Origin of the sequence: Dinghuibacter silviterrae, from assembly GCF_004366355.1 — a bacterium.
Classification (GTDB): Bacteria; Bacteroidota; Bacteroidia; order Chitinophagales; family Chitinophagaceae; genus Dinghuibacter; species Dinghuibacter silviterrae.
Map to the genome: position 1 here is coordinate 1,408,649 of NZ_SODV01000001.1, position 21,412 is coordinate 1,430,060.

A 21,412-nucleotide genomic window follows, 5' to 3' on the forward strand; every position below is an offset into this window, starting at 1 on the left:
GAAACACGCAACCTTGGCCAAAAGGTCCTTAAACAACGTAACCCTGGCGGGACTGGTGATTGCATTGGGGATTATTTACGGCGATATTGGTACCTCCCCGCTTTATGTATTCAACGCGATCATCAACGGGCGCGTCATCAGTGAGGAGCTCATCTTAGGTTCCCTGTCCTGCATCATCTGGACACTCACGCTACAAACCACCATCAAGTATGTGATCCTGACCCTGAAAGCGGACAACCGGGGGGAAGGGGGGATCTTTTCCTTGTATGCATTGGTGCGCAGACGTCGCAAGTGGCTGGTGTTTCCGGCGATGATCGGGGGCTCGGCGTTGCTGGCCGACGGGATGATCACACCGCCCATATCGGTGACGTCCGCCGTGGAAGGGCTGCGCCAGATACCTCATTTCGCCGGGATCACCCAGACGTCTATCATGTACATCGTCCTGGTCATCCTGGCCATCCTGTTTTTCGCCCAGCAGTTCGGGACGATGAACATCGGGAAATTGTTCGGGCCCATCATGTTTATCTGGTTCGCAATGCTGGCGGTGGTGGGCTTGCCGCATATCGCGGATGACTGGGGTATTTTCAAAGCATTGTCTCCATCTTATGCGATCGTGCTGCTGACCAAATACCCGGGCGGGTTCTGGCTGCTGGGAGCGGTGTTTCTTTGTACCACCGGTGCGGAAGCCTTGTATTCGGACCTGGGGCACTGCGGGAGGGGCAACATCCGCATCTCCTGGATCTTTGTCAAGACCTGTCTGATCCTGAACTACCTGGGTCAGGGAGCATACCTGCTCGCGCACCAGGGGACGGGAAACCCCTTTTTTGCGATCATGCCGGCCTGGTTCAGGATCATCGGGATCGTGATCGCCACGATGGCGGCGATCATCGCCAGCCAGGCCCTGATTTCCGGATCTTTTACCCTGATCAGCGAAGCGATGCGGCTGAATCTTTGGCCGAAATTGAAAATCAACTATCCGACGGAAGAGCGGGGACAACTTTTTATCGCGGGAATCAATGCGCTGCTTTGGGTCGGGTGTTCGGGGATCGTCCTCTACTTCCGTTCCTCTTCGAATATGGAGGCCGCGTATGGCCTGGCCATCACCCTGTGTATGCTGGCCACCTCCATGTTGTTTGCCAACTTCCTGGTATCCCGGCGGGTGGCCAGGGGATGGATCTACCTGTATCTTTCGGTCTACCTGACCATAGAGTGTAGCTTTCTTTTTGCCAACCTCAAAAAGTTCCACCATGGAGGCTTTGTCACGCTGATTGTCGGCGGGCTTCTTTTCCTGGTCATGTATGTCTGGTTCCGTTCCCGAAAAATCAAAAACCGGTATGTGGAATTCGTGCAGCTGGAACACTACCTGCCCATGCTACAGGAATTGTCGAACGACATGACGGTGACGAAGTTTTCCACGCACCTGGTCTTTATGACGAGCGCGCTCAGTCCAAAGGAAATCGAGCACAAGATCATGTACTCCATCCTGAACCGGAAACCCAAACGTGCGGACATCTACTGGTTCGTCCACGTGGAGATCCTGGATGATCCTTATACCTGCGAATACGTGGTGTCCACCATCATCCCCAACGAGGTCATCCGGGTCGATTTCCGGTTTGGCTTCCGGGTAGAACAGCGCATCCAGCTCATGTTCCGGAAGGTGGTGGAGGACATGGTGCTGAACAAAGAGGTGAATATCGTGAGCCGGTACGAGTCGCTACAACGCAACAACGTGGTGGGCGATTTCCAGTTTGTCGTGTTGGAGAAATTTCTATCCCATGACAACGAACTCCCCTTTTGGGAACGCCTGATCATGAGGGCCTATTTCTATCTAAAGGAAATCTCGTTGTCCGAGGAAAGGGGGTTTGGACTCGACCCCACATACGTGACCGTGGAGAAATTTCCGCTCATCGTTTCCCCGGTATCGCAGTTGCGGTTGCACAGGGTCAATTGAGGGGCGTACCCACCAGCTCCTTGTGGGCTTTGATGTGTTCGGCGGTCAGGTAATAATAGTTGTGCGGGAAATAGGTGGTGGGTCCGTAGGCATCGATCTTTCTCCATTTCCACCCTTCGAGGAAATAACATGCGTAGCCCAGGGGCTCCAGCATCCGGGCCATATCGGCACGGTCGGTCACGGCGTTGAGCTCGCACACGATCATCGGGCGGTACCGGGCGACGGTGGGTTGCATTTTGGCAAAAAGACGCACTTCAAATCCCTCAACGTCGCATTTGATAAAATCGATCTTGGGAAGGTGGCCAAAAAGCTCGTTGGGGTCTTCGTTCCTTACCTGTTCGGTTTCGACGAAGTCGAAGGCGTCGCTTTTTTCGATGATCTTGGCGTAAGCAAAGCGTTTGCGCGCGCCCACCTGCGGAATGCCCATGGCGACGGTGCCTCCGTCTCCCCCGAGCGCCACCTTAAAAAGGCGAAGCGTGGGGTAGGCGTGACGCCGCATGTATCGTTCGATCACGCTGTTGAACTTTGAAATCGGTTCCACGGCATAGACGGCACCTGTTTCACCGCTCAGACGGCAAAGCTCGAAACTGTAATACCCCAGGTGTGCACCTATATCAATACAGGTATCTCCCGGCCGGATGTATTCTTTCAGGAAGTAAACGTCCCGATAAAAAGACTTATTGAGCCAACCCAGCCGGAGAAAGCGCTGGAAGGAGGAACAAAGGGTCTGTAGATAACGCCGCTCACCCAGTACTTGTATCAATATGCCCTTGAGCCAGCTCATTTAATAACTTTGAAACAGGTCTGATAAAAATTGTTCACCGCGCCCAGCACCTCGTACTTGATGTAGTAACATTTTACGAATTCTGTCCAGGCGGCAAACTCGTGGTTGGGGACGTTAAACTCGTCGAACATGATGATGTCGCCGTTACGCAAGTACGGCGCCATGGCCGTCAGCGCGAAAAGGGTAGATGTATAGAGGTCGGCGTCCAAATGCAATACACGGGTCACCGGTGCTTTCATAAAATGGTCCCGGTATTCCTCCAGGAAAGGGGGGACGGACTCCTGGAAAAGACCCTTGATAAACCGTGCCCTTTTGTCCTCCAGGGTGGGTGCGTCGTACGCCATGTCCCCTTTCTTATAAAAATGCCAGTTTTCGGGCAGGCCTTCAAAAGTGTCGAAACCGAAAAATGCAGAGTCGTTGTTTTTGCAGGCATTGAGCCACCACTTGAAAGAATAACCACCCGCGACGCCGAATTCGAAGTAGTGAATGGGTTTTTGCTCCAGACCTTCCTGCCGGACGATGTACTCGTGCAATTTTACACGGTCTTCATAATTCCGAAAGGGCCGGTAGAAGTCGGAAAAAGCAATTTTACCGCTATGCTTGTTGATCCAGGAGGAGATGAGGGAGAAGTTTAGCAGGAAACGGAAAAGGTGACGAAAAGGCGCCAGAAGTAGCCCCACCCTTGACGCATAAGATAAATCCTTTATAAAAGTATTGGCCTTTTGAAACATTCTTTTCATGGGGGCTAAAGGTAAGGGTTGATTTTGAATTGTATAACAAAAAAGGGGGCCCGAGGCCCCCTTTAATTATGCTTACTGATTGATAATCACTTAATAGAGTAGGTGATGGTCAGACTCGGATGCCGGGTACTGTCGGAATACCGGCTGGAGCAGAAGATCCTGGAAATATAGGGTCCCGCTTCATTTTGCAGGGCCAATTGGAAACCATAGTTCGTACCGGTGGAGACCTGGTTGGATACGATGCCCGTGACATTGATCGAGGGCAGGTTAAGGAAGGGCAGTGCAGTAGCGGGGAGAAGCACCTGGTTGGTGTCGGTGACGCTGGGCTGTGTAGGCCAGGTCACGGTGGTGGCCACCCACGGAGAGGTCACTTGACGGATCACGATGGAGTCACCGGCACCGTAGTTGGCGTCGATCAGGTTCCCGTTCAACGGCGTCGTATCGGAATACAGGCTAAGGGTAGCGGTGAGGATGCTGGCCGTCGTAGGAATGCTACTCAGGTCGAAGGAAACCAGGCTGCGGATAATTGCCGGGTTGCCGTGTACTGTCCAATATTCGGCGTCGAATTCAGGGCTCAACGGGTTGGTACCGAAGTCGGTATTTTGAGGCGTTCCCCAAAGGTCCACCTCGTTCGGATTGTCCGTGGGCTTCAGCGTGAGCGTGTATACCGTCGAGGATTTGACCACGATGGTGTCCTCGGCACTTACGCTAAGACCGTCGCTGGAGGTTACCTGCAGTTTGAAGACATAGGTACCCGCGATCAGGTCGGAAATAGGCGTGGAAGCGCTGCTGGCGTTCGCCATGGTCGCCGTGTTGGGACCGGAAAGCTGGCTCCAGGTTTCCTGGGCAATGGTGTTGCCCCCTTTGGCCGTAACGATGGCGTTGAGCGAAGCCGTGTCGGCCGGTAGTTGTACGGCCGGTGTCGGGATGATCGTGATCGTCGGGGGTAGCGGGATGGTCGTTTTCTTACAGTTTACGAACATCAAAGCAGAACAAAGTGTGGCGCAAGTGATAAGCTTTTTCATCGGGGAGGTAAATTTGGGAATAAAAATAATAAAAAATCGTTATAACTCCAAAAGTTTGGTATCCTCCCCCACCTCCAGCCTGTATCGCCCGCCGATCTTCAGGGCATAATTTTCCCCTCCGTGACTGGTGGGGAAGCCAAAACAAACCGGAAACCCGCACCCCTCCACCTTGTCCCGGATAAGCTCCTCTGCCGTTTGTCCAAAAGGAACTACAGTGTCTTTCAGGTCTGTAAACCCTCCTACGATCAGGCCGGCAAGGCCCTCTAGCTTCCCGCTCCGCACCAGTTGTATCAACATCCTATCGAGGTTGTACAGGTATTCGCCCACGTCCTCAATAAACAAGAGGAGACCGCGGGTATCCGGTTCCGACCGCGAACCTATCAAGTGGGCCAGAAGGGTAAGGTTGCCTCCTACCAGGACGCCTTCCGCCCGCCCGGCACGGTTAAAAGGATGTGGGGCGCAGCGATAGGCCGCTTTCCCGCCGCCGAGCGCGGCCTTTAGCGTGGCGACCGAGGGACTGTCCGCCCCTTCCCCCTGAAAGGCTCCCGCCATCGGGGCGTGTAAAGAAGCGATTTGATATACGGAGAAAAGATGGGCGTGGAGGACCGTGACGTCACTAAAGCCGATGACCCACTTCGGCGACCGGACAAATGCACGGAAATCCAGCCGGTCGATGATGCGGCTGGTCCCGTATCCCCCCCGCCCGCAAAGGATCGCTTTAACGGACGGATCGTCCAGCATTTGCTGAAGGTCGTCCAGCCGTTCTTCGTCCGTGCCCGAGAAATAATGAAAGGCATGCCCCAGCGTCCGGCCGGCACGTACCCGGAAGCCCCAGCGCTCCAGGGTATCGATACAGTCCCGGGCCCTGGCCGCTTCCATTTGACCGGCGGGGCAAACGATCCCGATGGTGTCCCCGGGTTGCAGGTAAGGTGGTAGGGTCATGCCAGGCTGGTTAAACGGACGCCATCCCGGGAAACCTCCAACTGGTGCACCTGCCCGCAGCGAAGGGCATAGTTGTCCTTCTGGTGCCCCACGGGAAAGTCAAAACAGACGGGATAGGAAAAGTCCTTTGTGTGAAAGCTGATGATGTCATAATGGTTTTTGCCAAAAGGTTCCTTGGGATCGTCCATCATCCGGTTGAACCCGCCGACGATCAGGCCCCGCAGGTGTTGCAGCTTACCCGTCCTCCGGAAATTCCAAAGCATGCGGTCCAGGTTGTAATAGTATTCTTCCACGTCCTCGATAAAAAGGATCTTATCTTCCGTGGAGAAATCGGACGCCGTTCCCGCCAGGTTCTCCAGCGTCCGGAGGTTCCCCCCGATCAACTGCCCTTCGGTTTTCCCCTCCCGGTTGAGCGGGGAATAGGGCGCCATATAGCTCATCGTATCCCCCTTCAGGGTCTTACCGATCGAATCGATACAATCCCTGATGATCGGTTCCGCGGTCGCATAGACATCGGGGAAGCTGTTGCACATCTTGCTGTGAATCGTCGCCACGCGGCAATTCCGGTGGACGTGCGCGTGGATGACGGTGACGTCGCTAAACCCGATGAGCCACTTCGGCGTGGCTTTGAACTGGGAAAAATTAAGGTTGTCGATGATCCGGACCATGCCGTATCCTCCTCTTGCAAAAAGAATCGCCTGGATACCTGGATCGTCCAGCATGGCCTGCAGGTCCGCGGTGCGTTCCGCGTCCGTCCCCCCGAACATGCCGTCTTTTTTCCCAATGGTCTGCCCGAGACGGATCTGGTAGCCCCAATTGCTCAGGACGTCGATAGAGGGTTGTATCTCCTTGGGATCTATGGGGCCGGATCCGCAGACGATGCCGATGGTGTCGCCGGCTTTGAGGTAGGGCGGCAGCGCGACCGCTGCGGGTTCGCCCGCTGCGCCCGCGCCCGTCGCCCCTGTCGCTCGCGCGCCCCGCGCCACGTCGTCGCCCCGCGCTGCAGCGTCGGCCGGCCCCAGGGCAGAGAGCCCCGCGACAAGCGGCAGTAGGCTGCCCACGAATGTTTTCCTGTTCATGCCTTAAAATTAGGGGATACGCCCCATTTGGGAGCCTGCCGCCTTTTGGGTAACTTTGCGCATGTCTGAATTCAAGAGATATTTAGTAACGGCGGCCCTACCTTATGCCAACGGACCGGTTCATATCGGCCACCTGGCCGGTTGTTATTTACCCGCGGATATCTATGTCCGCTACCAACGCGCCCGCAAGCAAGACATCAAGTTTATCTCCGGGAGCGACGAACACGGGGTACCCATCACCATCCGGGCCATGAAAGAAGGCATCACGCCCCAACAGGTCGTGGACAAGTACAACGCGCTGATCAAAGACAGCTTTGCCCAGATGGGCATTTCCTTCGACATATATGCCAGGACGTCCAGCCCGGTTCACCACGAGACGGCCTCGGCCTTTTTCAAAAAACTCTACGACGACGGTCTTTTTGAGGAAAAGGAATCGGAGCAATACTATGACGAGGCGAAGAAAACGTTTCTGGCCGACCGCTACATCATTGGTACCTGCCCGGTTTGCGGCAACCCCAACGCCTATGGCGACCAGTGCGAACGCTGTGGTACGTCCCTGAGTCCCGATCAGTTGATCAACCCCCGCAGCGCTTTGAGCGACGCCCCGCCGGTACGGCGGAAGACCAAACACTGGTACTTCCCGCTGCAGCAGTACGAGCCCTGGCTCAAGGAATGGATTGTTGAAGGGAAAAAAGATACTTGGAAAAATAACGTCTACGGCCAGTGCAAAAGCTGGCTCGACAACGGCCTCCAGCCCCGCGCCATGACCCGCGACAGCAACTGGGGGATCAAGGTCCCCTTGCCGGGGGCCGAGGGTAAAGTATTGTATGTCTGGTTCGACGCGCCCATCGGCTACATCAGCGCCACCAAGGAACTCACGGACCAATGGGCGGACTACTGGTGCAAGGAAGACACCAAGCTGGTGCACTTCATCGGTAAAGACAACATCGTTTTCCACTGCATTATTTTCCCGAGCATGCTCAAGGCGCACGGTGGATTTGTATTACCCGACAACGTGCCCGCCAACGAATTCCTCAACATCGAAGGCGACAAAGTCTCCACCAGCCGCAACTGGGCGGTGTGGGTCGACGAATATCTCAAGGACTTCCCCGACCAGCAGGATATCCTGCGCTACGTCCTTTGCGCCAATGCCCCGGAGACCAAGGACAACGACTTTACCTGGAAGGACTTCCAGACGCGCAACAACAGCGAACTCGTCGACATTTTCGGGAATTTTATCAACCGGACGATGGTCCTGATGCACAAGCTTTGCGGCGGCAAGGTGCCCGCGCTCCACAGCGCCGACAACCTGGACAAAGCCACTCTCGATGCCTTTGCCACCACAAAGGCCCGGGTGGAAGAGGCGCTGGAAAGCTATCGTTTCCGCGACGCCCTTTTTGAAGTGATCGACCTGGCCCGCAAAGGGAACAAATACCTCCAGGAAAAACAACCCTGGATCGTCGCCCGTGACCTCGAAAAAGACACCACCGCCCAGCAAAAGATTGACAACTGTCTCCACGTTTGTCTGCAACTGATGGCCAACCTCGCCATCCTGGTCAACCCCTTCCTGCCCTTCACTGCAAAGAAGATGAGCCACATGATGAAGACCGTGGACAAGATGCTCGAATGGGAAAATGCCGGGAAAACGAAACTGCTGAGCGTGGGGTACACGCTCCGCGCTCCTGAGTTGCTGTTCCGCAAGATCGAGGACGCGGAGGTCGCCGCGCAGGTGGAGAAGCTCCGTGCCGGGTTGGTGAAACCTGCGGACGGCGTAGCCGTCGCTGGGGCCGCGCCCGCCGCAAGCAGCGCGCCCTCTGCCGCCGCCGCCAGTGCCGCCCCGGTGCCCGCGCCCGGCGTAACCGCTGCTGGCGCAGCCCCTGCAGCGACGCCCGCATCCGGCGGCGCCCCGTCCGCCGTCGCCTCGGCCCCTGCCGACGCGCCCCTCCCGGCCTTCAAGGACACGATCGTCTACGACGACTTCGCCAAGCTGGACCTGCGGGTCGGCCGGATCCTGACCGCGGAGAAGATGCCCAAATCGGACAAGCTGCTCCGCTTTACCGTCGACCTGGGGACGGAACAACGCACGATCCTGTCGGGGGTCGCCAAACACTTCTCACCGGAGAACCTGATCGGGCAGCAGGTCACCGTCGTCGCCAACCTCGCACCCCGGAAGATGATGGGGGTGGAGAGTCACGGCATGATCCTGATGGCGGAGGACCCCGCCGGGAAGCTCCACTTTATCAACCCGGAGACGCCGATCGTGCCGGGGAGCACCATTAGCTAGAAGGGAGGCGAACGAGCGGTAGTCCCGCTCGTTCGCTTTTTTTTACCCAAAAACTTGGGCTCAATAGAATTCTCTACTATTTTTGTGGACTAAGCGACTGAAAAACAGTCGTCTTTTTTTTACCAATATTGTCTATAAAAATAGTGGACTAATGAGATTTGTATTGACTGCATTATTGACCCTATCCATCGCGGGCGTGTGGGCCCAATCCGGTAATGACGTATTAAACCTGCTGACCCGAAAGGGGACGATCACCAAAGAGGAGGCGGACTCGTTGCGCAAGGTGTATACGGACGAGCAACGCAGGAACGACAACCGCCTGGATTCATTTCCGCTGAGGCTGGCGCGTAACCTGGACCTGAGCGGGTATACGCAGGTGAACTACCTGAATTTCCAGCAAAGCGGCAAGATCAACGGGTTCCAGATAAAAAGGGCCAGGCTGGACTTCCAGGGGCACTTTTCGAGCAAGTTCGACTACCGGTTGCTGATCGACTTCGTGGGGAACAGCGGGGCGAACGGGAGCGCGCCGACGGGGGGTGCCCTGGTATCCCCGCTGTTGCTGGACGCGTACATCACGTATAAACCGTTTACATGGCTGAACGTCAAGGCGGGACAACAACTGGTGCAGTTCTCGCTGGAAAACCTGACCGCGGATCGTAACCTGGAGCTGGTCGAGCGTTCCCAGGTGGTGAACGCGCTGGTGGCCCGGAAGGGGGATTCGGGGAACGGCCTGGTGGATTCGATCGGCAACCAGAACGGGCGTGACTTGGGTGTCCAGGTGAACGGCAGCCTGTTTCCGATCGGGGACCGTCATTTCGTGGACTACTATATCCAGATCCTGAACGGGGCGGGGATCGATGTTTCGGACAACAACAACGCAAAAGATGTGGACGCCCGGCTGGTGTTTCATCCTATAAAAGCATTGAGCATAGGCGGGAGCTACTATAACGGCTACGACCGGTTTACGTCCAGCACTACCAAGGACCAGGGCCGGATTCGCTGGGGCGCGGATGCCGACCTGGAACTCGACCGGTGGAACCTGAAGGGGGAGTGGCTCCGCGGACAGGAAGGGTATAAAAACGTCACCCTGCATGATGGCTATTACGCGCAGGCGGGGTACTTCCTCATCAAACATACACTCCAGGCGGTTGCCCGTTACGATGTATACGACGCCAACGTCGACAAAGCGAATTTGACGACGACCTATTATGACTTCGGACTGAACTATTTCTTTAACGTCTGGACGAAGTTCCAACTCTACTACTCAGCAAGGGCCGAGCAAAATGCGCACGTCGCCAACAATTTGTTCGAAGCACAGTTCCAATTGGCTTTCTAAAGACGAGCAATATGCGAAAAACGAAACTGGGCGCCGTGTTGGCAGCGCTGCTGCTGTCCGCCTGCGGCTCCCCACAACAGAACACCAACGCGATCAGCCTGTCGGGTGCCTTCGCCCTCTACCCCTTGACGGTAAAGTGGGCGGAAGAATACAAAAAGACCCACCCGGACGTCAAAATCGACGTCTCAGCGGGTGGCGCGGGTAAAGGCATCACGGACGTTCTTAACGGGGTAACGGACATCGGCCTGGTGTCGAGAAGCCTCACACAAGCGGAGCTGCAGAAGGGTGCCGTGGTGATCCCGGTGACGAGGGACGCGGTGGTGCCGACGATCAGTGCAGCGAACCCCCTGCTGAAGGATATAGAAATAAAAGGGGTGACGAAGGACGGCTTTTATGGCGTCTTTATCAGCGGAGCGATCAAAACATGGGGTCAACTGGGCTTTAGCGGGCAGGACCCTGTGCATGTCTATACGCGATCGGATGCGGCAGGTGCCGCCGAGACGTGGGCGGCTTACCTTGGAAAAAAACAGGATGACCTGAAGGGGACCGCGGTGTTTGGAGACCCGGGGCTGGCACAGGCGGTGCAAAAGGATCCCGGTGGGATCGGGTTTAACAACATCGCCTTTGTGTACGATCCCCAGACAAAGCAACTGGTAGCGGGTGTCGTCCCCTTGCCCATCGATCAGAATGGCAATGGGAAAATCGACCCGGAAGAGGCGGTGTATGGGACGCTGGACCAGATCACGGCGGCCATTGCGGCGGGGAAGTATCCGTCGCCCCCGGCCAGGGACCTGTACTTTGTCACCAAGGGCGTGCCCAATGCCGTGGCAAAGGACTTTATAAAATTTGCCTTGACGGAAGGACAAAAGGATGTAGCCGGAAGCGGCTATATCCTGCTGACCCAGGATAAAATCAATGAAGGTTTGAAGAAAATACAATGAGAACCTGGAAGGACAGGCTGATCGGAAACCTTTTTGGCCTGCTCACACTGGCCACGGTCCTGATCGTCGTGTTGATCGGGGCGGGGTTGTGGTGGAAGTCGGTGCCGATCCTGAGGGATCAGTCGATCGGGCATTTACTCTTCTCGACGGAATGGAAACCTTTTAGCGGTCACTTCGGTTTCCTCAGTTATATCGTGGGGTCGATCCTGGTGACGGCGATCGCGGTGGGGATCGCGCTTCCGGTGTCGCTGCTGGCGGCCATTTACCTGTCCGAATTCGCCGACGCGCGGTTCAAAAACATCGTGACGCCGCTAATCGACCTGTTGAGCGGGATCCCGCCCATCATTTATGGGGTGTGGGGTGTGTTGACCCTCGTGCCGGCCACGGGTTATTCCGCCCTGACAGGCGGGATCGTCCTGGCGGTGATGATCTTCCCCCTGCTTATCAGCATTCTCCTGGATGTTTTCCGGACAGTGCCGCAGGGGCTGAGGGACGCCTCGCTTTCGCTGGGCGCCAATGACTGGGAAACGGCGCGCAAGGTGCTCCTGAAGCGGTCCGCACCAGGTATCCTGGCGGCGACGATCCTTGCGGTGTCCCGGGCGTTGGGCGAGACGATAGCCGTCCTGATGGTCTGCGGCAATGTGGCGGCGCTGCCGCATTCGGTTTTTGACCCGGTCTACCCGTTGCCGGCGCTGATCGCCAATAATTATGGAGATATGATGTCCATACCGTTGTATGACTCGGCGCTGATGTTGTCGGCGCTGGTTTTGTTCGGGCTGATTTTTGTCTTTAATGCCCTGTCGCGGGTGGTCTTGCACCGCCTGGAAAGGAGGCAGTTTTGAACCGCAAAAGACGAATTGAAGCCGCAGTCTTCCGCGGCCTGATGCTGGCCTCCCTGGTCCTGATCACGGGCAGCCTGGCCGCCCTCTTGTGGAGCGTGGTGTCCAGGGGGATCAGGGCGCTCAGTTGGAGCATGGTGTCCCAGATCCCCGGCGGCGGGTTCTACCTGGGGAAGGGGGGAGGCATTCTGAATGCCATTCTGGGGTCGGTCTACATCAGTCTGGGGTCGGTGGTCCTCGGACTCGGCATCAGTATACCGGTGGTCCTTTACCTGAATGCCTATCAAACCAAAAGAACGTGGCTAGCCGGGGGAGTAAGAATGACATTCGACGTCCTTTTTGGCATTCCCTCCATCGTGTATGGCGCCTTTGGGTTTACCATTATGGTCGCCCTGGGGCTAAGGACTTCCCTGCTGGCCGGTATCGTCACGGTGACCCTGATGATCATACCCATCCTGGCCCGGGCGATGGACGAAGTCGTGCGGCTGGCGCCACCGGAGCTGTCGGACGCGACCTATTCCCTGGGCGCCACGCGTTGGGAAACGGCAAAAGTCCTTTTAAAACAGTCCAGGGCGGGTGTCCTGACGGCGGTCCTGCTGGCGTTTGGCCGGGCCATCGGCGACGCCGCCACGGTGCTGTTCACGGCAGGGTATACCGACAGCCTTCCCGGGTCGCTGAGGGAGCCGGCGGCGACCTTGCCTTTGGCTATTTTTTTCCAACTATCTTCCCCGCTCCAGGCTGTACAAGACAGGGCTTATGCAGCAGCGGTGATCCTGACAATCATCGTACTGGCTATCAGTCTGGGGTCCAAATATGTAAAACAACGTCTATGATCGGGACCGCACCCCTCCAGCGCAAAGTCGCCCAATCCACGCATGTCAGCGTACAAAACCTGAACGTGCACATTGACGGACGGCATATCCTGAAAAATGTCTCGATCGATATTCCCGACAAAGGCATTACTTCTTTTATCGGCCCTTCGGGTTGTGGGAAAACGACGCTTCTAAGGGCGCTTAACCGGCTGCTGGACCGGCAACCGAAAACAGAAGTCAGCGGACAAGTGCTGTTGGACGGGCAAGACATTTACGGGCCCGGGGTAGAGGTAACAGACATGCGCCGCAAGATGGGGCTTTTGTCCCAACGGCCGTTTCCGCTCCCGATGAGTATCTACGACAACATTGCGTATGGGCCAAAAATCCACGGACAGCGGAACAAAAAAGAGCTGGATGCCCTGGTGGAGCACTACCTGCGGGAGACGGCCCTTTGGGATGAGGTCAAGGACCGGCTGGGTGCATCCCCGGCCACGTTGTCGATCGGCCAGCAGCAGCGCCTGTGTCTGGCCCGCGGGCTGGCGGTGGAACCGGAAATCATATTGGGGGACGAACCCACCAGCGCGCTGGACCCTGTGTCCACCCAAAGGATAGAGGAGCTTTTCCTCCGGCTGAAGGACCGGTATACGATCGTCCTGGTGACGCATATCCTCCGGCAGGCCCGGCGTTTGTCGGACACCATCGTTTTCCTGTACATGGGGGAGATCATCGAATATGGGCCGGCGGAGGAGGTTTTGCTCCATCCGAGGGAACCCCTGACCCGGGAATACGTGAAAGGGTTTATCAGTTGAAAGCCGTACCTTCCCCTCCCAAACATGGAGTTGGTATGCACAAACGGATCATTAGAAAGGTTGCCGTACTCGGGAGCGGCGTCATGGGCAGCCGCATCGCCTGTCACTTTGCCGGTATCGGCGTCCCGGTCTTGCTGCTGGACATAGCCCCCACCGCCCTTACACCGGAAGAACAAGCCAAGGGGTTGACCCTCGACAAGGTGAAGAACCGCATCGTCAACAGCGCTCTTGAAGCGACGCTCAAAGCAAATCCAAGCCCGGTCTATACCAAAGAGGCGGTGACGCTGATCAAAACAGGCAACTTCGAGGACAACCTCAAAGAAGTCGCCGGAGCCGATTGGATCATCGAAGTCGTGGTGGAGCGGTTGGACATAAAACAAACATTATACGAAAAGGTAGAACAGTTCCGGAAACCCGGTACGCTCATCACCTCCAATACGTCCGGCATTCCCATCCACCTGCTGGCGCAGGGAAGAAGCGAAGACTTCAAAAAACACTTCTGCGGCACCCACTTTTTCAACCCGCCCCGCTACCTGCGGCTGCTGGAGATCATACCCACCCCTGACACCGACCCGGAAGTCACGAACTTCCTCACGGAATACGGGGACGTTTACTTAGGCAAAACCACCGTGCTTTGTAAAGACACGCCCGCGTTTATCGCCAACCGCATCGGCGTGTATGGGATCATGGCGATCTTTCACCTGATGGAGAAACTGGGGCTGGACATAGACACGGTGGACGCGCTCACGGGTCCCGTCATCGGGCGCCCGAAATCCGCCACCTTCCGGACCGCGGACGTGGTCGGTATCGATACCCTGGTCAATGTGGCGAAGGGCGTGGCCGAACACTGTCCGAAGGACGAAGCCAGGGCCGTTTTCGAGATCCCGGCCTGGCTGCAAAAGATGGTGGACAATAAATGGCTGGGGGACAAAACCAAACAAGGGTTCTTTAAAAAGATCAAGAACGAGAAGGGCGAAAGTGAAATCCTGACGCTCGACCTGAAGACCTTTGAATACGGCCCCCGTCAAAAACCAAAATTCGCCACCCTTGAAACGGCCAAACCCATCGACGACCTGCGCAAGAGACTTGTCGCGCTGGTCAAGGGAACGGACAAGGCCGGGGAGTTTTACCGGCATTTTCACTATGGCCTGTTTGCCTATATTTCCCACCGGCTGCCTGAGATTTCCGATGAGCTTTACCGGATCGACGACGCGATGATGGCGGGTTTTGGCTGGGAGATCGGGGCCTTCGAGAGCTGGGATGTTCTTGGCGTGCAGACAACCATCAACGAGATGAAGAAGGCGGGCTACGCGCCCGCGGCCTGGGTAGAAAATGTCGACACGTTCTATAAGGTAGAAAACGGGAAGCGCCTTTTTTACGACATCGCCACAAAGACCTACAAGCCCATCCCCGGCGCGGAGTCTTTTATCGTCCTGCGCAACTTCGAACAACAAACCGTTTGGAGCAACAGCGCCTGCCGGTTGTATCACCTGGGGGACGACGTACTGGGCCTGGAATGGAGCACCAAAATGAACTCGATTGGCGGTGAAGTGATCGAGGGTATTCAAAAGTCTATCGCGCTTGCCGAAGAAAAATACAAGGGACTGGTCATCGCCAACGAAGGGCCCAACTTCAGCGTGGGCGCCAACGTGGGGATGATCTTTATGCTGGCGGTGGAACAGGACTTCGACGAGCTGGACCTGGCGATCCGCACTTTTCAGAATACGGTCATGCGGGTACGCCACAGCGGCATCCCGGTGGTGATCGCCCCCCACGGCATGACGCTGGGCGGGGGTTGTGAAATGAGCCTTCACGCCGACAAGGTCTGCGCTTCGGCGGAAACCTATATCGGGCTGGTGGAACTGGGGGTGGGACTGATCCCCGGGGGCGGGGGAAGCAAGGAGTTTGCCCTCCGGGCCTCGGATGATATGCACGAAGACGAACCGGAAACCATTACCCTCAAAAACCGGTTCTTTACCATCGGTACCGCCAAAGTATCCACTTCCGCCCAGGAAGCCTACGGGCTGGGCATCCTCCGCAAAGGACACGACGAGGTCGTCATGAACCAGGGGCGGCGGATCAGCGAAGCCAAAAGGGCGGTCCTGGACCTGTATGACGCAGGGTATACGACCCCCGCACCCCGCAAAGACATCAAGGTCCTTGGGAAGATGGGGTTGGGCATGTTGTACACCGGGATCAACGGCATGTTCCGGGGCAATTATATCAGCGAGCACGACGTCAAAATCGCCCACAAACTCGCCTGGGTCATGTGCGGGGGCGATCTTAGCGAACCGACCCTGGTCAGCGAACAATACCTCCTGGACCTGGAAAGGGAAGCATTCCTAAGTCTTGCCGGGGAAAAGAAAACCCTGGAGCGGTTGCAATCCGTGCTGAAAGGAGGCAAACCGGTGCGGAATTGAGCTACCTTCATTTACGTAAACATCGAGAGACATGAACAAAAGGATTCTACCGCTGGCCGGCCTTCTTTTGGCGGCAGCTTGTCACAATACCCCGAAAGACGCCTATACCCTGACCGGCACCCTGACCGGGATCGACAGCGGGTGGGCGCAATTGCGCTACCCAAAGACGGACAGCACGGGGATGGTTACGGACTCGGCCAAGATCGTGGCCGGTAAGTTTACATTTCAAGGCGTGGCCGCCGAGCCTATGTTTTGTTACCTCATGGTCAAAGGCGGTTCTTATCCCGCCCGGTTTTTTCTTGAACCCGGTACGACGACCCTCACCGGCGCGGTGGATTCCCTGGGGACCGCCAAGATCAGCGGAGGCGCCACCGAAACCGAGTACCAGACATTTAAGGAAGACTCGAAAACATTCGACGACAGGGAAGCCTCGCTGGATTCCGCATACGAAGCTTCTCAGGGCAACAAAGCCATCATCGACAGCGTACAAAAGGCCTACGAGGTCATCGAGAAATCACGGGAGTCTTTTGTCAACCAATACATCAAAGCGCATCCCGCTTCCTTTGTCAGCGCCTACCAGATGCGCGACCGTTATTCCTATAACCCGGACGTGGCGCCCTTCGACAGTGCCTACAGCGGCCTGGACGAAAAGGTAAAACAGTCTTACATCGGCCGCGTGCTGGACAGCATGCTGGTCACCGCCCAAAAAACGGACGTAGGACAACCCGCCCCGGATTTTACCCTAAATGATACGGCCGGTAAACCCGTCCGTTTGTCGGACTACAACAAAGGCAAGGTCGTGCTGGTCGATTTCTGGGCCAGCTGGTGCGGTCCCTGCCGGGGGGAAAATCCTAACGTCGTCAAGGCCTACACGACCTATAGCCCGAAAGGCTTTACGGTGTTGGGGGTTTCTTTGGACGACAAAAGGGAACCCTGGGTAAAGGCCATTGGCGATGACAAGCTGGCGTGGACGCATGTCTCCGACCTCAAGGGTTGGTCCAGCAGCGTGGCCGCCCTGTACGGCATCCGCGGTATCCCCATGAACTTCCTCCTGGACAAGGACGGCAAGATCATCGGCAAGGGGTTGCGGGGCGATGCGCTGGAAAAGAAGCTGGCTAGCGTCTTACAATAAGGTCGTTAACGGCTGCTTCTATGCTGGGAAAAATAAACTGAAATCCCTCTTTCCTGATACGATGAGCGTCGACGGTGCAACTCTTCAGCACTTCGACGCTCATTTCGCCTAAGGCAATCTTTAGCAGGAAGGCAGGTACATGGACGGGGATAAAGAATTTACCCCTCAGCCCCCGGGCCAGCGCGAGCATCAGCGTTTTATTGGACACCGGCGACGGCGCTACGGCATTGTAGATCCCTTCCATCGACGGATCCTCGATGGCTTGCACGTACAAGCGGCAGAGGTCGGCAATATGTATCCAACTGATCATTTGACCGCCGCCGCCCAGGATGGCGGCAATGCCGGCTCGCAAAGGGGCGGCAAATGAGGGGAAAGCGCCCCCTTCCCGCGCGAGCACGATGCCGGTGCGAAGGGTAACCCTTCGTTTCCCCATCGTCGTTAACGGGGCGAGACTTTCTTCCCAGGCTTTGCAGGTGCTGCCCAGGAAGTCTTCGGCAGCTGGGTCCGTTTCAACGAAGGGCCGGGGACCTGAGCCGCCCGCGCGGCGGCTGCGCCCGCTCGTGCCACCGCCGCGCTCGTCCGCATCGGGTCCGTACCAACCTATGGCCGAGGCGGCGATCACGGCCTTCACCCGGTTTGGGTGCTGCCGCAGCACCTCCACGATCAGCGCCCCCGAAACGGTACGGCTCCGGACGATTTCCTGTTTCCGCCGTTTTGTCCAGCGGCCCTTTGCGACATTGGCTCCTGCCAGGTGTATGATGTAGTCCGTGTGAGGCAACACTTCTGCGGGAAATTGTCCGGTCCGGATGTTCCAGAGCGCGTAGGACAAAGGCGCAGATGCGTCCCAGGCCGGGACGTTTTTTACCGGCTGCCGCGTGAGCAAGACAACCTGGTGCCCCCTCTTCCCAAGCGCCTGTGACAGCGCTTTGCCGATCAACCCGGTTCCTCCGGTAATCATCACCGTAGCCATACTAATGTTTCATTTTTAACGTTTCGGGAGAGAGGGGAAATTAGTACTTTTATTTCAAGTTTATCGTCTATGCAATACGCACGTATCTTTTTGGGTTGGATCTGGCTGGTGGCGTTCCCCGCTGTTTTGTCGGCGCAACACATTACGTATTCGGAAGCCGACCGGGAGGACATGCGGCAACTGCGCTTCGATATCCTGGGGCGAATAGGGAACACCTACATGGTGTATAAAAATACCCGGTCGAAACACTTTATCACGGTATACGACCAGGACATGAAAGTGGTGAAAAACACCGACCTGGACGCCCTCAACGACCGCCTGATTAATGTGGACTTCGTCTCCTATACCGACTTTGCGTATATGATCTACCAGTACCAGAAAAGGGGTATCGTGTATTGCATGGCGCAGCAGATCGGGCCGGACGGAACGGTACGGGGAGAGCCCCAATTGCTGGACACCACCAACATCGGTATTTTCGGGGACAACAAGATCTATTCCACCATCGCCAGCGAGGACAAGTCCAAAATCATGATCTTTAAGATCAAGGGCAAAAGCAGCGACTACCTCACCTTTACCACCATTTTGCTGGGCCGGAACCTGGAGATGGAAAAGAAAAGCAGGTTTGTTTTCCGCGTGGAGCAGCACCGGGACCTCCTGACCGACTTTTATGTCAACAACGACGGGGACTTTATTTTTGCCCGTTGCGAGCGGGCAAGCACCAGGGACAATATCCTGCACGTGACCTTGGCGATGAAACCCGCCACGGGGGATTCCCTCCAGACCATGCCCATCGACTTCGGGAATATTTTCCTGGATGAGGTCAAGCTCAAGGTTGACAACTTCCACCAGCGGATCCTGGTGAGTTCCTTTTATTCGGGTAACCGGCGGGGTAATGTCGACGGCCTTTTTGTATCCATCGTCGATAAGACCGGTGCGGTCCCGCCCAAAAGCGACACCATCGCTTTCGGACAGGACCTCCGGGCCAGGGCCAAGGGCGAGAACTCGGTCAAGGGCGCCTTTAACGACTTCTTTATCAAACACGTCATCATTACCGGGAATGAAGGTTTCCTGGTCACCGCGGAAAGTGAATATTCCACCAGCAGGGGGTACCCCTTCAACCGGTACGATTACCTGTATGGTGCCAACCCTTATTTTTATCCGAACTATGACTACTACTATTATTCACCGTGGAGCAACTACGGCTGGAGCCCCTTTTACCGGTACGGGTACTACCAGCCGGTCCGGTATTACGCCGACAATATTGCCCTTTTCGCCCTGGATAAGGACGGCAAGCTGACCTGGTCCAACATCATTCCGAAGAGCCAGTACGACGACGACGAAGACAGCCGGCTGTCCTTCCAGATCATGCTCCAGGGGGGCGCCCTCCACTTCCTGTACAACGAGTGGAACCGCCGGACGCCCATCCTTTCCGACGATTCGGTGACTCCGGACGGACAGCTGACGCGCCAGGAGCCCCTGCACAACCTGGACCGGGGGTATGAATTCCTGATCCGGTATGCCCAGCAGGTCAGCGCGTCCCAAATGATCGTACCTTGCACGTACCGCAACAGCATTGCTTTCGCGCTTATCGATTTTGACGCTTCAACTCCATAAACGGTGGTCTATACTTTCCGGGAAAACAACGGTTTTAATGCTTTTCTCCTTTTTGCCTACGGCTTTCTGCTGAAGTTACCCTACTTCCTGCACCCGGTGATCCCGGATGCCACGCCGGCCGACGGCTTCCTGTACTATAAGCTGCTGGAATTCGTAGCGCCGGCGGGTCATTCCGCCCCGGTCATCTACCCGCTGATGGCTTACCTGCTGTTGTTTACCCAGGCCCTGACCTTTAACCAGCTGATCGGGGAACAACGGCTGATGTACAAACCCCACTACCTGGTGGCGATGTCCTACCTCCTGATCACGTCGCTGGTCCCGGAGTGGAACTACCTGTCCTCGGTCCTCATCACCAATTCCGTGATGGTCTGGGCTTGGCCGAGGATGGTCTCCCTGTACAATCATCCCCATCCCAAAACCATTATCTTCAACATCGGCCTGGCCTTGGGCGTGTGCAGCTTCTTCTACCTCCCCAGCCTCCTGTTCCTGCTGCTTTTGGGCGCCGCACTACTGATCTTCCGGCCCTTTTCCATCACCGAATGGCTGGTTGCTTTGGTAGGGATCTCGTGTCCTTATTACTTTCTTTTCCTTTATCTATATATGACGGACCAGTTTACGCTCTCCGTCCTGTTGCCGAACATGGCCATTAAATACCCCAAGTTCCATTTCGACTTTGTTTTTTCCACCCGGATCGTGCTGCTTGCGCTCCCCCTGCTGATCGGCTGGTACTATATACAGCGCAACCGCGGCCGGATGCTGATCCAGGTACGCAAAAGCGTCGCCCTGCTGTTGTTTTACCTGTGTTTTGCCCTGATCCTGCCGCTGGTGAACGGGTTTGCGGGGCTGGAGTACTGGGTCCTGGCGGTATTGCCGCTCTCCGTCTACCACGCCGCGGGCTATCTCTACGCCCGGCGGATCATCTGGGTGCAACTGCTGCACTGGCTGACGGTGCTGTTTATTGTGCTGTGCTTCGTCTTCGGGCACAAATAGGGCGGCCCGGCGCCGTAACGCAACAAAATGCTATCTTTGACGGGTAAATATTCAAGCATGAAGTTTGGTGTGGTGGTTTTCCCAGGTTCCAATTGCGACCGGGATATGTACGACGCATTAGCCCACGATATGGGCCACGAGGTCCGGATGCTGTGGCATAAGGACAAGGACCTCAGCGGTTTTTCGACGGATGACTGCATCGTGCTCCCGGGTGGGTTTTCGTACGGGGACTACCTCCGCTGTGGGGCCATTGCCCGCTTTAGCCCCCTGATGCAAAGCCTCCCCGGCTTCCTGGCCAGGGGCGGACGGGTCCTCGGGGTTTGTAACGGCTTCCAGATCCTTTGCGAGGCCGGTCTTCTGCCCGGCGCATTGCTCCGGAACGCCAACCAGCAATTTATCTGCAAGAACATCCATATCAAAGGCCAGGACGGCAGGGTCCTGCGCGTCCCGATCGCCCACGGCGAAGGCCGCTATTATGCAGACGACGCCACCCTGGATACCCTGGAAGTAAACGGGCAGGTCATCTACCGTTACTGCGACACGACCGGTAAAGCCGGCGCCAATCCCAATGGCTCCTTCCGAGACATCGCCGGTATCTGTAACGCCGACCGGACCGTTTTCGGCATGATGCCCCACCCGGAACGCGCCACGTCCGAGGCGTTGGGCAACACCGACGGCCGGGAAGTTTTCAAGGCCCTCCTGCTGAGCGAGGTGCCGGCATAGGTTCGACTTTATCACCATCCC

General features: G+C 56.5%; 18 protein-coding genes. 12 read left to right on the forward strand and 6 right to left on the reverse strand.

Annotation, left to right across the window (positions count from 1 at the left end; all coding sequences use genetic code 11):
- The first annotated feature begins 13 nt into the window (after positions 1–13).
- Positions 14–1,951 (forward strand): KUP/HAK/KT family potassium transporter, encoded by a 1,938-nt coding sequence (locus tag EDB95_RS06270; protein WP_133991652.1) that lies wholly within the window; start codon positions 14–16, stop codon positions 1,949–1,951.
- Here the strand turns inward: EDB95_RS06270 and EDB95_RS06275 are convergent.
- The 5 genes from EDB95_RS06275 to EDB95_RS06295 all read right to left on the reverse strand — a co-directional run bounded on the left by EDB95_RS06275 (position 1,944) and on the right by EDB95_RS06295 (position 6,521).
- Positions 1,944–2,735: an FkbM family methyltransferase gene (locus EDB95_RS06275; RefSeq protein WP_133991654.1), complete on the reverse strand. Its 792-nt coding sequence runs from the start codon at positions 2,733–2,735 to the stop codon at positions 1,944–1,946. The two genes, EDB95_RS06270 and EDB95_RS06275, sit on opposite strands and share 8 nt — an antisense overlap.
- Positions 2,732–3,475, reverse strand: coding sequence for a class I SAM-dependent methyltransferase (locus EDB95_RS06280; RefSeq protein ID WP_133991656.1), 744 nt, complete (start codon positions 3,473–3,475; stop codon positions 2,732–2,734). Before EDB95_RS06280 ends, EDB95_RS06275 begins: the two co-directional genes overlap by 4 nt.
- 86 nt (positions 3,476–3,561) lie before the next feature.
- Positions 3,562–4,500 carry a DNRLRE domain-containing protein gene (locus EDB95_RS06285; protein WP_133991658.1) on the reverse strand — a complete coding sequence of 313 codons (939 nt, stop codon included), beginning with the start codon at positions 4,498–4,500 and terminating at the stop codon, positions 3,562–3,564.
- Between the two features lie 39 nt (positions 4,501–4,539).
- The gene (locus EDB95_RS06290; protein WP_133991660.1) at positions 4,540–5,442 is read right to left on the reverse strand and encodes a S66 peptidase family protein; all 903 of its coding nucleotides are present in this window, start codon (positions 5,440–5,442) and stop codon (positions 4,540–4,542) included.
- On the reverse strand, positions 5,439–6,521 hold the full coding sequence (locus EDB95_RS06295) for a S66 peptidase family protein (RefSeq protein ID WP_133991662.1): 1,083 nt from the start codon (positions 6,519–6,521) through the stop codon (positions 5,439–5,441). Before EDB95_RS06295 ends, EDB95_RS06290 begins: the two co-directional genes overlap by 4 nt.
- Positions 6,522–6,582: 61 nt before the next feature.
- On the opposite strand from EDB95_RS06295, the gene metG reads away from it, so the two are divergent.
- From metG to EDB95_RS06335, 8 genes are all read left to right on the forward strand, one after another.
- A complete protein-coding gene (gene metG / locus EDB95_RS06300) occupies positions 6,583–8,805 on the forward strand; it encodes a methionine--tRNA ligase (protein ID WP_133991664.1) in 2,223 nt (740 codons plus the stop codon).
- A gap of 151 nt (positions 8,806–8,956) precedes the next feature.
- Entirely contained in the window at positions 8,957–10,141 is a 1,185-nt protein-coding gene (locus EDB95_RS06305) for a porin (RefSeq protein ID WP_133991666.1), read from the forward strand.
- A gap of 11 nt (positions 10,142–10,152) precedes the next feature.
- Positions 10,153–11,082 carry a PstS family phosphate ABC transporter substrate-binding protein gene (locus EDB95_RS06310; protein WP_133991668.1) on the forward strand — a complete coding sequence of 310 codons (930 nt, stop codon included), beginning with the start codon at positions 10,153–10,155 and terminating at the stop codon, positions 11,080–11,082.
- Positions 11,079–11,924: a phosphate ABC transporter permease subunit PstC gene (gene pstC, locus EDB95_RS06315; protein WP_133991670.1), complete on the forward strand. Its 846-nt coding sequence runs from the start codon at positions 11,079–11,081 to the stop codon at positions 11,922–11,924. The genes EDB95_RS06310 and pstC overlap by 4 nt, the downstream gene beginning before the upstream one ends.
- Complete coding sequence (locus EDB95_RS06320) at positions 11,921–12,754, forward strand: PstA family ABC transporter permease (RefSeq protein WP_211352053.1); 834 nt, start codon at positions 11,921–11,923, stop codon at positions 12,752–12,754. The genes pstC and EDB95_RS06320 overlap by 4 nt, the downstream gene beginning before the upstream one ends.
- Entirely contained in the window at positions 12,751–13,542 is a 792-nt protein-coding gene (locus tag EDB95_RS06325) for a phosphate ABC transporter ATP-binding protein (protein WP_133991672.1), read from the forward strand. Before EDB95_RS06320 ends, EDB95_RS06325 begins: the two co-directional genes overlap by 4 nt.
- A 35-nt stretch (positions 13,543–13,577) precedes the next feature.
- Positions 13,578–15,962, forward strand: coding sequence for a 3-hydroxyacyl-CoA dehydrogenase/enoyl-CoA hydratase family protein (locus EDB95_RS06330; RefSeq protein WP_133991674.1), 2,385 nt, complete (start codon positions 13,578–13,580; stop codon positions 15,960–15,962).
- Positions 15,963–15,993: 31 nt separating this feature from the next.
- Complete coding sequence (locus EDB95_RS06335) at positions 15,994–17,094, forward strand: TlpA disulfide reductase family protein (protein WP_133991676.1); 1,101 nt, start codon at positions 15,994–15,996, stop codon at positions 17,092–17,094.
- Here EDB95_RS06335 and EDB95_RS06340 read toward each other — a convergent pair.
- The gene (locus tag EDB95_RS06340; RefSeq protein ID WP_133991678.1) at positions 17,078–18,064 is read right to left on the reverse strand and encodes a TIGR01777 family oxidoreductase; all 987 of its coding nucleotides are present in this window, start codon (positions 18,062–18,064) and stop codon (positions 17,078–17,080) included. The two genes, EDB95_RS06335 and EDB95_RS06340, sit on opposite strands and share 17 nt — an antisense overlap.
- Positions 18,065–18,133: 69 nt before the next feature.
- Between EDB95_RS06340 and EDB95_RS06345 the strand changes: the two genes are divergently transcribed.
- Genes EDB95_RS06345 through purQ form a run of 3 tightly spaced genes read left to right on the forward strand, consistent with a single transcriptional unit; the run spans position 18,134 to position 21,391 of the window.
- Entirely contained in the window at positions 18,134–19,678 is a 1,545-nt protein-coding gene (locus EDB95_RS06345) for a hypothetical protein (protein ID WP_133991680.1), read from the forward strand.
- Between the two features lie 3 nt (positions 19,679–19,681).
- On the forward strand, positions 19,682–20,668 hold the full coding sequence (locus tag EDB95_RS06350; RefSeq protein WP_133991682.1) for a hypothetical protein: 987 nt from the start codon (positions 19,682–19,684) through the stop codon (positions 20,666–20,668).
- A 57-nt stretch (positions 20,669–20,725) separates the two neighbouring features.
- Positions 20,726–21,391, forward strand: coding sequence for a phosphoribosylformylglycinamidine synthase subunit PurQ (gene purQ, locus EDB95_RS06355; RefSeq protein WP_133991684.1), 666 nt, complete (start codon positions 20,726–20,728; stop codon positions 21,389–21,391).
- Positions 21,392–21,412 lie beyond the last annotated feature (21 nt).

Excerpts from the sequence above, each read along its gene's own strand:
- EDB95_RS06275 (WP_133991654.1), bottom strand. The coding sequence starts at position 2,735 with ATGAGCTGGCTCAAGGGCATATTGATACAAGTACTGGGTGAGCGGCGT.
- EDB95_RS06280 (WP_133991656.1), bottom strand. The coding sequence starts at position 3,475 with ATGAAAAGAATGTTTCAAAAGGCCAATACTTTTATAAAGGATTTATCT.
- EDB95_RS06285 (WP_133991658.1), bottom strand. The coding sequence starts at position 4,500 with ATGAAAAAGCTTATCACTTGCGCCACACTTTGTTCTGCTTTGATGTTC.
- EDB95_RS06290 (WP_133991660.1), bottom strand. The coding sequence starts at position 5,442 with ATGACCCTACCACCTTACCTGCAACCCGGGGACACCATCGGGATCGTT.
- EDB95_RS06295 (WP_133991662.1), bottom strand. The coding sequence starts at position 6,521 with ATGAACAGGAAAACATTCGTGGGCAGCCTACTGCCGCTTGTCGCGGGG.
- metG (WP_133991664.1), top strand. The coding sequence starts at position 6,583 with ATGTCTGAATTCAAGAGATATTTAGTAACGGCGGCCCTACCTTATGCC.
- EDB95_RS06305 (WP_133991666.1), top strand. The coding sequence starts at position 8,957 with ATGAGATTTGTATTGACTGCATTATTGACCCTATCCATCGCGGGCGTG.
- EDB95_RS06310 (WP_133991668.1), top strand. The coding sequence starts at position 10,153 with ATGCGAAAAACGAAACTGGGCGCCGTGTTGGCAGCGCTGCTGCTGTCC.
- pstC (WP_133991670.1), top strand. The coding sequence starts at position 11,079 with ATGAGAACCTGGAAGGACAGGCTGATCGGAAACCTTTTTGGCCTGCTC.
- EDB95_RS06325 (WP_133991672.1), top strand. The coding sequence starts at position 12,751 with ATGATCGGGACCGCACCCCTCCAGCGCAAAGTCGCCCAATCCACGCAT.
- EDB95_RS06330 (WP_133991674.1), top strand. The coding sequence starts at position 13,578 with ATGCACAAACGGATCATTAGAAAGGTTGCCGTACTCGGGAGCGGCGTC.
- EDB95_RS06335 (WP_133991676.1), top strand. The coding sequence starts at position 15,994 with ATGAACAAAAGGATTCTACCGCTGGCCGGCCTTCTTTTGGCGGCAGCT.
- EDB95_RS06340 (WP_133991678.1), bottom strand. The coding sequence starts at position 18,064 with ATGGCTACGGTGATGATTACCGGAGGAACCGGGTTGATCGGCAAAGCG.
- EDB95_RS06345 (WP_133991680.1), top strand. The coding sequence starts at position 18,134 with ATGCAATACGCACGTATCTTTTTGGGTTGGATCTGGCTGGTGGCGTTC.
- purQ (WP_133991684.1), top strand. The coding sequence starts at position 20,726 with ATGAAGTTTGGTGTGGTGGTTTTCCCAGGTTCCAATTGCGACCGGGAT.